Below are 15155 nucleotides of genomic sequence, written 5' to 3'. Positions count from 1 at the left end.
AACGCCAACAGCAACACCAGCAACGATCAGTTTACATAATTTCATAGTATTCTCCTAAGTTGAAGGGTCACGCGTTACCGCGTGACCTCATTAATTATACATGTGGGTCTTGTTTATTAGATTCTGCTTTATCTAGTAGTTTTGTAAGCAAACGTTCGGCAGGTTGACGACCACCTAAACCAAATGCAAGCGCAAATGCAACTGCAACTGCACCTAACGTTAAACCAAATGCCAAGTTTACAATTGAATCTGCAATACCCATTGCACGTAAACCCATTGCAAGCACTAAGCCCATAATCAGAATACGAACAAGGTTACCTAACCAACGTGTATTTTGTGCTTCACCACGTTGCACAATATTTGCAACAACGTTTGCAAGCCAAAAACCAATCACTAAAATCACAGCGCCTAACAAAATGTTTGCGCCAAATTCAATGAACGTTGCAATTAAATGGCTAACTTGATCAAAGCCTAAACGGTTTGCTGCTTCTGAGGTTGCAAACAACATTGTAAAAAATACAATTAGTGTTGCAACAGTACCAGATACCGTCGTATTACCTAAAAAGCGTTGTACACCTAAACGCTCAGGTACATTATCTACACCTGTGCCAGAAAGTACGTCACGTACTAAACCTGCTACAAAGCGAGATACAACATACGCTAATACTAAAATTAAGCCCGCTGCAATAATATTTGGAATTGCAGACATAATCTCGTTAAGCATTGATGTTGCAGGTTGAGAAATTGACTCAATACCAAGCGCTTCAAATGCAACAATAAGTGCTGTAATAATCACTAAAGCAAATACAAAAGAACCTAAAACACGACCAATGCTCGTATTTTTAAACATTCCAATGCGTTCTGCTTGTGCTTGTAAGCCAACACTGTTCACTAAGCCTTCAATAATACCGCGTACAATTTTTGCAAGAATATAACCAACAAATACAATTACACCTGCAATAAAGATATTTGGTACATAGCTAATTGCTTCGTTTACCATGTTTTGTACAGGAATAAGTAAGCCTGTTAAGCCTAAAATTGAGAGTACAATTGGTAAGAACAATAATAAAATTAACCAGTAGCTAATTTCAGCAATATTTTCGCTAATTGGCTGTACACCTACATCGGCACTTAACTTTTCGTCAAGCTGTGTTTTTGCAAGCCCACGTGTTAAACCTGTACGTACTAAACGTGCAATGATCCAACCTACAAAGCCCACAATAGTGGCAGCAATAATATTTGGAATAAAGACAAGAACTTGTGCAACCATAGCACTAAATGGTCCACTTACGCTATTGATGTTCAATACGTTAAGTGCGCCAACAACTGCCATTATGAATACAAACCAAAATACGAATTTTGAAATAATTTTTTCGTAATCAGGCGAGTCTTTTCCTGTTGCGCTTGAAAGATGACGGTTGGTACCGATCATGTTAAGTACTTTTTTTGTGCCTGCTCCAATCGCAAGCGCAATGATCCAACCTAAAATAAAAACTAAAATAGCTGCTAAAATAGGTTGAAGTTGATCCCAGTAATAGTGGACGTCAAGTCCCCTTGAGAAGTAATCATTCATTGTTATCCCCTTTCGTTTTTATTAGGATGTGGTTACACGACTTGCAGGTGCTGAACTTGCAGGGGCTTCTGTTTCTGCAGGCTCATGATGCGTTGCCATGTAAATTAAAACTGCTGCTAAGAAGATAACAACCACTATAAAAATATTACGAGTAATCGTCTTTTTTTCTTTTCGTGATTCTTGATTATTACCATTCTCGTGAGGTGATTGTTGTGAATAATCGGGCATGATTGTTCCCCTCTCTTTTATTAAAATGATTATTTTTTATAGTAACATTGCGAAATTTAAGTTTTGTATCAATATGTGAAGAAGCATTACGTTTACGCTATAATGTATTTTTTATGTATCCAATTTTATGTCCTATAAACTCAAACCAGTCTCGTTAGATTTAACCACCGATGTGACACATGAGTGTTTTTTACACTATACACGCGATGCCCATACGATTGGTATTATTGAGTTTAACAAACCTACTTATCAATTAAGTTGGTCGGATTTAGAATATTTTCGTAGACGTACTGAAGAACTTTCAGTTATGCCATTTCCTGATTGCATTGGTGCAATGGTCATTGATATTCGTAATGTGGCACCTTTTATTGATCAAGATACACCTTTAGTCCCATGGCGTTTACTTGAAGAAGAATGCCCCATTCGTTTAATTGTACCGACTGAACGTCTAGAATTTTATGCAGGCTTTATAGAACCAACATGGCTGAGTTCGGACATCAACACAGCGCTAGAAGAAATCCGAACGTACTTAGATATGTTTGTGCACTAATTTACCAATAGTTTTCAACTGCAATATTTCCAACGCCACGGCGGTTCATGGTTAAGCCACGTTGTTTAAGTGCTTCTTTGGTATCTTCAACCATTTGAGGGTTACCACATAACATGATGTGGCTCGTTTGCGGATTAAATTGATATCCCACCGCTTGCTCTAAGTTACCATTTTCAATGAGTACAGGTAATCGTTGATGAAGCATTGCGCTTGGATCACGCGTAACAACAGATATAAATTTAAAGCCTGTATCATCCTCACCAAATGTTTGACGGATTTGTTCAATTTCATTGACGTATGCCAATTCATTTAGCGTACGCACGCTATACACTAAAAAAATATTTTTATAGTTTTTCCATGTATCAAAATCTTGAAGCATCGACAAAAACGGTGCAAGTCCTGTTCCTGTTGCCAATAGCCATAAATCTTGTGGTATTGGCTCTTGGTAACGTGCAAGTGTTAAAAAACCATACGGAATTTTTTCTAGGTAAATCTCATCTTCTATTTTTAAATGCTGTAAATGCGAGGTAAATGCACCATTTGGGACAACAATTGAAAAAAATTCGAGTGTTTCATCATAAGGCGATGAAACGAGCGAATAAGCACGTACCACCAGTTCATCATTTACTTTAATACCGATACGCGCAAACTGTCCTGCAGTAAATTTAAAATGATTAGGACGCGTAATTTTAAAACTAAACAGGTTTTCTGCCCAGCGATGCACAGACAAAACTTTTTCTATCGTAAATTTTTCAGAAGTCATATTTTCAAGGTGCAACTAATTATAAGCTCATGGTAGCATGGCACAGAAAATGATTCACTAAGGCTCTAACAACCATGCGCATGACATTACGCCAACTTGCTGTTTTTGTGGCAGTTGCCCAAGAAGGAACTGTAACCAAAGCCAGTGATGCCGTAAAACTCACCCAAAGTGCTGCAAGTATGGCACTTGCAGATCTTGAAGATGGTTTAGGTGCGCCTTTGTTTGATCGTTTAGGCAAACGATTACAACTTAATGATTTAGGGCGCTATTTATTGCCTCAAGCATTAGAAATTTTGGGGCGTTGTGAATCATTTGAGCAAATTGCGAAAGGTGAATTACAGAGCATCGATTTACGTTTAGGCGCAACCCTCACGATTAGCGACTATTTAATGCCCGATTTAATGGCGGGATTTTTAAAAAAACAACCTCAAGCTCACCTACAACTGCAAGTTGGCAATACTAGACAAATGATTGAAGCGGTCAGCCAGTTTCAACTAGATCTTGCGATGATTGAGGGTTCTTGTCACTTGCCACAACTGCACAGTATTCATTGGCGTGACGATGAGCTTGCTATTTGTTGCTCACCTGACCATCCATTAGCACAACTTAAACGTGCTTTGACCATTAGCGATTTTGAAAATGTCGATTGGATTTTGAGAGAAGAAGGTTCGGGCACACGCGAAGTATTTGATCATGCAATTTTAAAAGACTTAAAACACGCCAATATTCGACTCACACTTGGTCATAACGAAGCAATTTTGAAAATTTTAGCAGGCGGTCTTGGACTTTCTTGTATTTCTAAACTTGCACTTGTACCTATGCTTGCTTCTAAGCAATTAGTGGCGCTTAAAACTCCATTTTGGGAGCTTAAACGTCCACTTTATATGCTTGTACATCGTCATAAATATCAAGGACCAGGTTTAAAGGCATTTATGCAGTATTGCTCAATGCCAACGTGAGTCACTTTCGCATGGTTCACCATCATGATCTCCATCCATTTTAGTATTTGGACAGTGACGTACAAACCATCTTGCCTCTTCTAAGCTGTGCATTTGGGAACAATATGTACGTCCATCGCATACATATGATGTTGTATCCGTTTTGCTTTCAGCTATTGGCGTATTTTCTACTAATTTTTTTCTTTCGGCTATTGGCGAATCATCTACTGATTTTTTTCTTTCAGCCATTGGTAAACGACCAAGTTGTTTTCTTTGCTCAATGACTTGTTGGCGTTGTTGTTCAATGAGTTGTTGGGTACGCGCTTGTTGTTCTAATTGTTGTTGTTGCATATGGTCATAAAAATAATATAGCCCACTGCCTGCACAAATAATAAATACACATAAAGCTAAGATAGCTTTCATAATAACCCCAAAAAAAGCACCTAAATAGGTGCTTTCAATATTAATCTTTTTGTACGCTACCAAAAATTTTGTCGCCTGCGTCTCCTAGACCCGGCACAATATAACCATGCTCATTTAAACCCTCATCTACCGATGCAGTGAATATACGAACATCAGGATGTTTCGCTTCTACTTTTGCAATGCCTTCAGGTGCTGCAACAAGTACCATCACACGAATATCTTTACATCCACTTGCTTTTAACTCATCAATTGCAGCAATTAATGAGCTACCTGTTGCCAACATTGGATCAATAATCATCGCAATACGGTTTGCAACGTCAGGCACTAATTTTTTGTAATAAGTACGAACTTCTAATGTTTCTTCATCACGCTCTAAGCCAAGCACACTCACTTTTGCACTTGGCATTAAATGCAAGAAACCATCTAACATGCCAATACCTGCACGTAAAATAGGCACAACTGTAATTTTTTTACCCGCAATACGCTGTGTGGTTACTTTACCTGCCCAGCCATCTATTTCATGATCAACCATAGGTAAATCTTGAGTTGCTTCGTAGGTTAATAGCACAGTAACTTCTTGCGCAAGCTCGCGAAAGTTTTTGGTACTAATATCAGCACGTCGTAATAAACCAATTTTATGACGAATAAGTGGGTGGCGAATTTCGTGGATGGACACGGGAGAACACCTGAAAATGTTATCAAATTAGACGTATTATAGCTTTTTATCTGCAAAATAAAAAAGCCCTCATATTGAGGGCTTTTAAATTAATGTCCGAATAATGCAATTTGGATTGGTGCAAGTAACTGAGAAACAGTGGAAATTTTAATAAATGGGTCGGGATAAACACCCATCAATAAAATTGCCAACATGGTCAATACCAACATTACAGTTACACCAAATGGTGCTTTTTTAGTTTGAAGAACGTTTGGTTTTACATATAACGCAATGGTTACACGTAAATAGTAATATAACCCCAAACCACTTCCCACAATCACTGCTGCTGCCAAGTACCAATGTCCTGCATCTACAGCAGCTTTAATCACCATAAATTTAGCAATAAAGCCACCTGTGAGTGGAATACCTGCTAAAGAGAGCATCATTACCGTTAAAACAGATGCAAGTACAGGATTTTTCCAATACAAACCACGGTAATCGCTACCCATTACGCTCACCACACCAAACGCGCCTACTGTTGTCAGTGCATACACAATGGTATAAAAATTAATTGCATCAACAGAGAAATAATTTTTACTCACTAATGCAATGAGCAAATAACCAAAATGTGCAATAGATGAGTACGCAAGTACACGTTTTAAATGATCTTGACGCAATGCAAGTAAGTTACCTGCCAAAATAGATAGCACCGCAATTACTGTTAAAATTACAGTAACCGATGGAATAAGCACACCTGCTGCTAAGCTATAACGTACCAACAAACCAATTGTTGCCACTTTAGCAGCAGAAGCTAAAAATGCAGCAAGCGGTGTTGGCGCACCTTCATAAACATCAGGTGTCCATTTATGAAATGGCGCAAGCGATAGCTTAAATGCCATCGCAAACAACACCATTGCAATACCCAATACAACCACAGGGTTACCCGCCTGAATAGCTTTAAGAAGTTGCTCAAAGCCGTTATAAAACGAGAGTGTACCTGTATAAGCATAAATATAGGCAATACCCATCAGTAATATTGCTGATGCTGTTGCAGATAAAACCAAGTATTTTAGACCTGATTCTAATGATTTTTCACGTTCATGTGTGTATGCAAGCAAGCCATAAACAGGCACAGACATCAACTCTAAGCTAATAAAGAACGATGCATAATGTGCACTTGCCACCATGAGCATGGCACCTGAAACCGATAACAAAAGCAGTAAATACAGCTCTTCTTTGTTGTTTTCATAGTGCTTAATAAAATGATGCGATAACGTACAGCATGCAAGTGATACCACCACAATGAGTAATTGATACAGCATTGTAAATGGGTCAACCACAAACATACCCATCACATCACTTGGTTTAAAATGACCACCAAACATGGTCAAAATAATATAAAGCCCCGATAAATTGAGCCCAAGCGCTGTCACTGTAGAAACAAGCGCATGATGACGTTTAATCGCAATTAAAATCATAACCACAACAGATGTGAGTGAAACAATCATCACAGGTGCAAGTGGCATAAATTGTTGTGTGAAGTTCATATTAACGCATCTCCACTTGATCGAGCTGACTTACAGCATGTTGCATAAGCTCAGGCGTATGTTGAACTGGCACATAACTATTGGCAATCCACTGCATACTTGAGTTTGATACATCTAAGAACGTTTGTGGATGTAAACCTAACCACAACAATCCAAACGCACAGATCAACAACAACACACTTTCACGAACATTTAAGTCTTGAATAATTTGCGTTGTTTTTGGCTGACCAAATAAAGAACGGTGAATTAAAATTAAACCGTACAACCCTGCAAATACTAAGCTCACTGCAGCAATAATGGTAAACACAGGGAAACGTGCATAAGACCCCATCAAAATAAGGAATTCACCAATAAAGTTTCCTAACCCCGGAATACCGACCAATGCTGCCACAAAGAACATTAAGAAAAATGACAAATATGGTAATTGACCACGAAGCCCACCGAGTTGACTTAAATCGCGCGTACCAAAACGTGCATAAATCTGACCTGTCATCATGAATAATGCTGCCGATGCCAATGCATGTGCCAACATTAAAATCATGAGACCTTGATAGCTAATGAGTGTTCCTGAGTAAATCCCAAGTACCACAATACCCATGTGCGAAATAGATGCGTAAGCCAATAAACGCTTCATGTCTGTTTGACGATACGCACACAATGCACCGTAAAAAATTCCAATCACACTCAGCAAAATGGCAGTATGTGCAAATTTTTCAGATGCTGCAGGAAAGAACGGAATGACAAAACGTAATAGACCATACACAGGTGTTTTAATCAGCAAACCTGCTAAATCAATCGAACCTGCAGTTGGGGCATGCTCATGTGCATCAGGCATCCAACCATGAAATGGAAATAACGGAAGCTTCACCACAAAACCAATAAACATGCACAACATAAAGCCATAGGCAAATGGTGCAGGTACTTGATGGGCAACGGTCATTAAGAAATTATAATCAAAGCTCATCGTACCGTTGGTGAGTAAGTAACCCCACACCACAAGCCCTAAAATGCCTACAAGCATAATTAAGCCACACACTTGTGTGTAAATAAAAAACTTGGTTGCAGCTTTAATGTGCGCGTCTTGTGTTGTTCCTTGATGTCCCCAAATTGCAATTAAGAAGTAAATTGGTATCAGCATCACTTCCCAAAATAAGAAGAACACAAATAAATCAAGCGCAAGGAAAATACCAATAACGCCTGCCAAACTCCAAAGCAAATGAAAGTGGAATGCACCCACTTTAGTTTGGATTTCATTCCAAGAACAGCCTACTGCTAAAATACCCAATAAAGCAGTTAGTCCCACCATCAGTAAAGATAAGCCATCTATACCAAAGTGAATGGTTATGCCAAGCGGTTGAATCCAATTCGTTTGAAATTCAGAAGCAAATGTAGGTGCACCCAAATTAAATTGATATGTACCATGGTTCCACAACATGAGTGTTAAAACAAACGTAACAACCATGCCAATGAGTGCAAGCCAACGTGGCAGTTGTGAGCTGATCTTGCCAACTAACCAACACCCAATACCTGTTAAAAATGGAATTAAAACAAGTGCGGGTAGCATTAAATTATTTTCCATTTTATTGCCCCATTCCTTGCATAACAATCAAGATCATCAAGAGCACAACCATGCCCAAAACCATACTTGATGCGTAATCACGTAATAAGCCTGTTTGGCGTGAACTTATGAACTTATGACCGCCTTTTGCAAGTGCAGGAAGCACTAACCACATGCCATCAATTGGATCACGTCCAACCATTTTGCTTAGGAATAAATATGGCTTAACAAATACAATATCGTACAAAATATCAAAGCCAAATGCGCCATACCAAATACTTGATACACCTGCACCTAACGATGTACGAGCGGTTGTTTTAACAGCCTTATAACCCACAGTAAACAGTGCAATACCAATCGCTAAGCCAATTAATGCAATCACTACTGCAATATGTTCGGCACTGCTAGCATCTACATGCTCCACAGCAGGAATACGCGCTGAAGTGAGTAAACGCTCTACAGGTGCTTTAAGTAAGCCCCCAACAAAGGTAGACAATACAAGTAAAATACCCAATGGTGCCCAATATGTTGCCCCTGAGATTTGATGCGCATGCGTCTTTTCTTCACCAAAAAATACCACCCAAATTAAACGGAAGGTATAAATAGAAGTTAAGAACGCACCTGCAACGCCTGCCCAATAAAAGCCATGATTACCATGAGCATACACTGCACCTAAGATGGCATCTTTTGAGAAGAAGCCCACGGTTACAAATGGAATGGCTGCAAGCGCACCACCACCAACCACAAAACACGCAAACACAAATGGAATTTTTTTCCATAGTCCGCCCATTTTGAAAATATTTTGCTCATGATGACAAGCTAAAATAACCGCACCAGACGACAAGAATAACAATGCCTTAAAGAACGCGTGGGCAAGCATATGGAATAACCCTGCTTGATACGCCTCTGCACCCACTGCCATAAACATATACCCTAACTGACTCATAGTTGAGTAAGCCAAAATACGTTTAATATCTGTTTGTACTAATGCAGCAAAACCTGCCACAAGTAACGTGATTGCACCTGTTAAAGAAATAAACTGCATCACAGCAGGGGTAATTTCAAATACGGTGTGTAAACGGCATGTCAGATACACACCTGCAGTTACCATAGTTGCAGCATGAATTAAAGCCGATACAGGTGTTGGACCTGCCATTGCATCTGCAAGCCAAGTTTGTAATGGAATTTGTGCCGATTTACCTGCTGCACCCAAAAACAGCATCATTGCTGTCCAAAATGCATAATTACCTGATAGTACATGAGATGCGTTTTCTACAATTGTTGCCGTATGTAATGTACCAAATGCTTGGTATAACAAAAACATCCCAATCAACAAGAACACATCACCCACACGCGTTACAGTAAAGGCTTTAATTGCAGCCCAACCATTGTCTGGGTTTGAATAATAAAAACCAATCAATAGATAAGAGCAAAGACCAACGCCTTCCCAACCTAAAAACAATAACGACAAGTTATCTGCAAGTACAAGCACCAACATGCTTGCCACAAACAAGTTAAAGTAAGAGAAAAAACGCGCATAGCCTGCTTCACCACGCATATACCAAGAGGCAAATACGTGAATTAAAAAGCCCACACCTGTAATCATGCCTGCCATCAACAACGACAAGCCATCAAGCTGTAAATTAATTTCAGATGAGAAATTGCCTGCGCTAAACCATGTCCATAAATGCTGAACAAACGCACCATGTTCTGTAAATGCTAAACCTGCTAACAATGTAAACAGTGCAGATAATCCAACTGAACCTACCCCAATGAGTGCAGATACATTTTCAGATAATTTTTTTTGTCCTACCGTCAAAAGCACAAAGCCAATGAGCGGAAATAAAATTGTTAAATATAAAGAATTCATCCGCGCATCTCACTTGCAGCATCCACATCCAAATGATGGAAGCGATGATAAAACTGAAGAACGATCGCAAGACCAATACACGCTTCGGCGGCTGCGAGTGTCAGCACTAAGATAAACATAATCTGTCCATCAGCTTGTCCCCACGCACTACCTGCACATACAAAAGCAAGTGCAGCAGCATTCATCATGATCTCAAGGCTCATTAAAATGAAGAGAAAATTACGACGTACCATCACACCATAAAAACCAAGTGCAAATAAAATCGTCGCAACAATCAAACCATGCTCTAAAGGAATATGACCCATTAGTTTTGCTCCTCTTCGCCTGGTTCACGTTTGCCAAGATGATATGCTGCTACTAAACCTGCAAGCAGTAACATCGCTGCTACCTCAACAATCAGCACATATTGCGTAAACAACACTTGCCCAATGGCTTTTGGCGAAATCAGTTCTGCACCTAGATACATATTGTTTGGTGCTTTACCTAGCATCCAAACCAATGTTAGTCCAAGTAAAAAACTCATGAGTGCAGGAATTGCCCACGCATCAGACGTTAACCATTTGCTTTCTTGCTCTACGGTGTGTTGCCCTAAATTGAGCATCATCACCACAAATACAAACAGCACCATAATAGCGCCTGCATAAACAATCACTTCAAGCGCACCTGCAAACGGCGCACCCACGGTCATAAAAATACCCGCAACTGCAAGTAAGGACACAATTAAGCACAGCAGTGCATGAATTGGATTAGTATTGGTCACCACGCGAATGGTTGACACGATAGCCACAAGGGCCATCAAATAAAATGGCCACATCATGGTAATAAACTCCGTACGTCCACAGGTTTACTTTCTTTTTGTGCCTGTCCTTTATCTTTACCGTCTACTGCCATACCTGTCACACGGTAAAAGTTATAATCTGGATATTTCCCTGGTCCTGAAATCAGTAGGTTTTCTTTTTCGTAGACCAAATCCTGACGTACATATTCACCCATCTCAAAATCTGGGGTGAGTTGAATTGCAGTTGTTGGACAAGCTTCTTCACACATACCACAGAAGATACAGCGTGAAAAATTGATGCGGAAAAACTCAGGGTACCAACGCCCATCTTCTTTTTCTGCTTTTTGTAGTGAAATACATCCCACAGGGCAAGCAACTGCACATAAGTTACACGCCACACAGCGTTCCTCGCCATCGGGGTCGCGCGTTAGAACAATACGCCCACGATAACGGGGTGGTGCAATTTCTTCAGCGGGTACTTCAGGATATAAAATGGTGTCTCGTTTGCGTGTTGCATGGCTAAACACCATAACCAACGACCGAACGATTGACCCAACACCAGCTAGAATTTTAAACATATTCTTCTCCCTGCTGCCTTAGGTCGATTTCAATAAGATAACTGCACCTGTCACCAAAAGGTTAACGAGTGCAAGTGGTAAACAAATTTTCCAACCAAAGTTCATCACTTGATCGTAACGCGGACGCATCAACGCACCACGTGCCAGTACAAACATCATCACAAAAAACAATGTTTTACCAATGAACCAAAATGAATCTGGAATAAACGGAATCTCAATATTAAACGGTGCAAGCCAACCGCCAAAAAATAGCGTCACAATCAGTGCCGAAATTAAAACAATGTTTACGTATTCTGCAACGAAGAACATCCCCCATTTCATACCACCGTATTCAACGTGGTAACCTTCTGAAAGTTCTTGTTCTGCTTCGGGTTGGTCAAATGGATGACGATGCGTTACAGCGACACCTGCCACCACAAATATCATGAAACCAATAAATTGCGGGATAATATTCCAAAGATCACGCTGTGATTCTACGATATCACGCAAGTTAAAAGACCCAGCAATTGCCACAACACCCATTAACGAAATGCCTAAAAACACTTCGTAAGAAATAGTTTGTGCAGAAGAACGTAAAGCACCTAACAATGCATATTTGTTATTTGATGACCAACCACCAAACAACACGGCATAGACTGCAATCCCCGCCATTGCCATAAAGAACAATAGCCCAACATTCATGTCTGCCACACCTAAATATGGGCTAACAGGAATCACCATGAATGATAAAACTGCCGTTGCCATGGCTACACCAGGGGCTAAACGGAATGTCAGTTTATCGGCAAATTTAGGCGTCCAGTCTTCTTTGAACATGATTTTAAGCATGTCCGCCACAATTTGCAGTGAACCAAATGGCCCAACACGGTTTGGCCCATAACGGTCTTGCCAAAGTGCCAGTAAACGACGCTCAAAAAATGAAAGTAGCGCAGCAAAAACCACCACCACCAACATAATTACAACCGCTTGTACCACACTGTACAAAATTGGCCAGTCTGATGCCCACTCAGGAAGTGCACGTATACTCATGATGCTACTCCTACTGAAACAGCCACAGGCTCAGCCAATGACACTGTTGGCGCTAAACCAATTGGATAACCAATATAACCTGTTGGTAAATATTCAATTACTTGTACAGGTAGGTTCACTTGCATGTCGCCTGTTTGTACCGTAATGGTTTCACCATCTTTTACATTTAAACGTGTTGCATCTTTTTCGCTTAAAGCAAACATGGCTTCAGGAATACGAGACTGCATCGCAGGCGTTTTAACTGTAAATTCACCTGATGCAAAAATGTGATGCATTGGCACTAAACGGAAACTATTTGGATTATTTAGCACTTGAGAGGGTGCAACATAAGTCCGCATTGCACGTTTTGGTAAACGGTCAAATAAACGGATACCTGAGTCACCACCTTTAAGATGTCCACCTACTTCATCTTGATATTTGTTCCAAGATTGTGGCGAATTCCAACCCGGCGCCCATGCAAATGGCACAAGTGATGACGCTGTTTCTGCACCCACATAACCTTCCATAGAGAAAGTTAAAGCGGTATCTACATCCACAGGTTGTTTAGGTTCATGTACAGAAATTGGCGCACGCATTGACGTACGACCTGAATAACGGCGTGGTTCACGTGCGACTTTCAACCCATGTACACGGTAGCCTGCGTTTGGTGCAACATCTTGAATAGCATCTAAAACAGGAACATTTTTTGCTACTTGTTCAATCACATCGTCAAGCACTGTCCAAGAAATGGCTGTATTTTGCACACCTGTATGAAGGGCATGCAACCAACGCCAAGATTCTTTAATAGCATATTCAGGCTTGTAGTAGCTTGGGTCATACACTTGATAAAAACGTTGCGCACGCCCTTCTTGACTCACGACTGTGCCATCACCTTCGGCAAAACTTGATGCAGAGAGTAAGACATCTGCTTTTACAGTGGTTGCTGTTGGGCTATGGTCAAGCACAATCACATCTTTGGCTTTAGCAAGTGCTGCATCTGCTTGTGCTTGCGGTAAACGACGGTATAAATCATTTTCCATCACAATCACAGTATCAAAATCTTCTGTAAAGGCTTGCTCTAAACTTTGCCCGCCTAACAGTGCTACACCAACTGAGTTTACCTCTGGTACAACCAAAGTGAGCCCTGCATTAATGTTTTGTGCTACTGCTGCTGCCGCTTCCATAATGGCAGGGTCTTGTAAGCTTGTCCCTGCAATAACTAATGGTTTTTTCGCATCTTTAAGCGTTTGTGCAATCGTTGTTGCAAAGTCTTGTGCATCTTGGTCTAAGCCATGTAACGTTTCATTTTTTAATGCAGATGCTACAGCAAAACCTAAACGTGCAATGTCATTTGGCGATGCAACTACTTCACCTGTTGCAACATCAGCCAAACGGGTTTGTGTTGCAGCTAAAATGTAAATCGGGGATTTTTCATCTTGCCCAATCCGTGCTACAGGCTCTGCCAACCAATCTGGTGTACGGCGGTCTGCTGCCATTTGCTTGGCTTTATTTTTTGCCGCTTGACGTACAGACAAGGCAATACGTGGAGCAGTTTGTGTCAGGTCTTCACCTAAAATTAACACCGCGTCGTAACTTTCGATTTCACGCATATTCGGTGTATATACACCTTCAGTTTGTAAAATAGACGTTGCAAGTTCTACCAAAGATTGCTCTTTTTGGCTCATACCTGTTGAGTAAGTTGTCGCAAGTTCACGTAGTGCATAGTTTGATTCTAAACTTGCACGTGGTGAACCAATACCGAGTACTTTTTTGCCTTGTAACTTACCAATTACACTGTCTAGTGCATCATCAACCGACACTACAGTATTACCAATTTTTGGCTGACGTGGACGGTCTTCGTTATTCACATAACCTGCACCGAAACGTCCTTTATCACATAAGAAATACTGGTTTACTTCACCATTAAAGCGGTTTTCAATACGGCGTAATTCACCATAACGCTCGCCTGGTGAAATATTACAACCTGAAGAACAGCCATGACACACACTTGGTGCGTACTGCATATCCCACTTACGGTTATAACGTGCAGAATGGGTTTTATCGGTAAATACACCTGTTGGGCAAACTTCAGTCAAGTTACCTGAAAATTCGCTTTCTAACGTACCCGATTCTGGGCGACCAAAATACACACGCGATGCATTGGCAAATACACCAAAGTCTGTACCGCCTGCATAGTCTTTGTAATAACGTACACAACGGTAACACGCAATACAGCGGTTCATTTCATGTGCAATGAATGAGCCGAGTTCTTGGTTATAGTGCGTGCGTTTGGTAAAGCGATAACGACGACGATCGTGACCTGTCATCACAGTCATATCTTGTAAATGACAATGACCACCTTCTTCACAGACAGGACAGTCATGTGGGTGGTTGGTCATTAAAAATTCAACGATTGACTCACGAAAATCAGTCGCTTCTTTATCTTCAATTGAAATATAGGTGTTGTCTGATGCAGGCGTCATACATGACATCACTAAACGACCACGCGTATCTTCAGGATTTGCGTATTGTTTAACGGCACATTGACGGCAAGAGCCAACAGAACCTAAGGATGGATGCCAGCAAAAGTAAGGAATATCAATTCCCAAAGACAAACACGCTTGTAGCAAGTTTTCTGAGCCATTGACTTCGTACTGTTTTCCATCGACATGAATTGTAGCCATAGTCG

General features: G+C 40.5%; 14 protein-coding genes and 1 pseudogene. 2 read left to right on the top strand and 13 right to left on the bottom strand.

The annotated features are described in order from the left end of the window. Positions 1-100 precede the first annotated feature (100 nt). Positions 101-1573: pseudogene (locus PCI70_RS08635) on the bottom strand (mechanosensitive ion channel); the annotation flags it as partial. Between the two features lie 21 nt (positions 1574-1594). After that, positions 1595-1801: a hypothetical protein gene (locus PCI70_RS08630; protein WP_269914930.1), complete on the bottom strand. Its 207-nt coding sequence runs from the start codon at positions 1799-1801 to the stop codon at positions 1595-1597. Positions 1802-1928: 127 nt separating this feature from the next. Here PCI70_RS08630 and PCI70_RS08625 point away from each other — a divergent pair, with 127 nt between their 5' ends. Beyond that, positions 1929-2351 (top strand): hypothetical protein, encoded by a 423-nt coding sequence (locus PCI70_RS08625; protein ID WP_269914929.1) that lies wholly within the window; start codon positions 1929-1931, stop codon positions 2349-2351. Position 2352: 1 nt separating this feature from the next. On the opposite strand, the gene PCI70_RS08620 is transcribed toward PCI70_RS08625, so the two are convergent. Then, positions 2353-3114, bottom strand: a complete 762-nt coding sequence (locus PCI70_RS08620) for a ferredoxin--NADP reductase (protein ID WP_269914928.1) — start codon at positions 3112-3114, stop codon at positions 2353-2355. A 74-nt stretch (positions 3115-3188) separates the two neighbouring features. Between PCI70_RS08620 and gigC the strand changes: the two genes are divergently transcribed. Continuing rightward, positions 3189-4073, top strand: a complete 885-nt coding sequence (gigC, locus tag PCI70_RS08615; RefSeq protein ID WP_269914927.1) for a LysR family transcriptional regulator GigC — start codon at positions 3189-3191, stop codon at positions 4071-4073. On the opposite strand, the gene PCI70_RS08610 is transcribed toward gigC, so the two are convergent. The 10 genes from PCI70_RS08610 to nuoG form a co-directional block, all read right to left on the bottom strand. Further along, on the bottom strand, positions 4059-4475 hold the full coding sequence (locus PCI70_RS08610; protein WP_333473564.1) for an excalibur calcium-binding domain-containing protein: 417 nt from the start codon (positions 4473-4475) through the stop codon (positions 4059-4061). The two genes, gigC and PCI70_RS08610, sit on opposite strands and share 15 nt — an antisense overlap. Positions 4476-4515: 40 nt before the next feature. Then, a complete protein-coding gene (gene upp, locus PCI70_RS08605; RefSeq protein ID WP_269914926.1) occupies positions 4516-5151 on the bottom strand; it encodes a uracil phosphoribosyltransferase in 636 nt (211 codons plus the stop codon). Positions 5152-5240: 89 nt separating this feature from the next. Next, entirely contained in the window at positions 5241-6677 is a 1437-nt protein-coding gene (locus PCI70_RS08600; RefSeq protein ID WP_269914925.1) for an NADH-quinone oxidoreductase subunit N, read from the bottom strand. A gap of 1 nt (position 6678) precedes the next feature. Then, on the bottom strand, positions 6679-8256 hold the full coding sequence (gene nuoM, locus PCI70_RS08595; protein ID WP_269914924.1) for an NADH-quinone oxidoreductase subunit M: 1578 nt from the start codon (positions 8254-8256) through the stop codon (positions 6679-6681). A gap of 1 nt (position 8257) precedes the next feature. Next, positions 8258-10105 (bottom strand): NADH-quinone oxidoreductase subunit L, encoded by a 1848-nt coding sequence (gene nuoL / locus PCI70_RS08590; RefSeq protein WP_269914923.1) that lies wholly within the window; start codon positions 10103-10105, stop codon positions 8258-8260. Then, complete coding sequence (gene nuoK / locus PCI70_RS08585; RefSeq protein WP_269914922.1) at positions 10102-10410, bottom strand: NADH-quinone oxidoreductase subunit NuoK; 309 nt, start codon at positions 10408-10410, stop codon at positions 10102-10104. The genes nuoL and nuoK overlap by 4 nt, the downstream gene beginning before the upstream one ends. After that, positions 10410-10919, bottom strand: coding sequence for an NADH-quinone oxidoreductase subunit J (gene nuoJ, locus PCI70_RS08580; protein ID WP_269914970.1), 510 nt, complete (start codon positions 10917-10919; stop codon positions 10410-10412). Before nuoJ ends, nuoK begins: the two co-directional genes overlap by 1 nt. Further along, entirely contained in the window at positions 10919-11461 is a 543-nt protein-coding gene (nuoI, locus tag PCI70_RS08575; protein ID WP_269914921.1) for an NADH-quinone oxidoreductase subunit NuoI, read from the bottom strand. Before nuoI ends, nuoJ begins: the two co-directional genes overlap by 1 nt. An 18-nt stretch (positions 11462-11479) precedes the next feature. Continuing rightward, positions 11480-12487 carry an NADH-quinone oxidoreductase subunit NuoH gene (nuoH, locus tag PCI70_RS08570; RefSeq protein WP_269914920.1) on the bottom strand — a complete coding sequence of 336 codons (1008 nt, stop codon included), beginning with the start codon at positions 12485-12487 and terminating at the stop codon, positions 11480-11482. Continuing rightward, positions 12484-15150, bottom strand: a complete 2667-nt coding sequence (gene nuoG, locus PCI70_RS08565; protein WP_269914919.1) for an NADH-quinone oxidoreductase subunit NuoG — start codon at positions 15148-15150, stop codon at positions 12484-12486. The genes nuoH and nuoG overlap by 4 nt, the downstream gene beginning before the upstream one ends. Positions 15151-15155: the final 5 nt, after the last annotated feature.

Source organism: Acinetobacter sp. HY1485 (assembly GCF_027568475.1).
Classification (GTDB): Bacteria; Pseudomonadota; Gammaproteobacteria; order Pseudomonadales; family Moraxellaceae; genus Acinetobacter.
The sequence above is the reverse complement of the archived record's forward strand: the minus strand, read 5'-3'. Positions and strand labels throughout refer to the sequence as shown.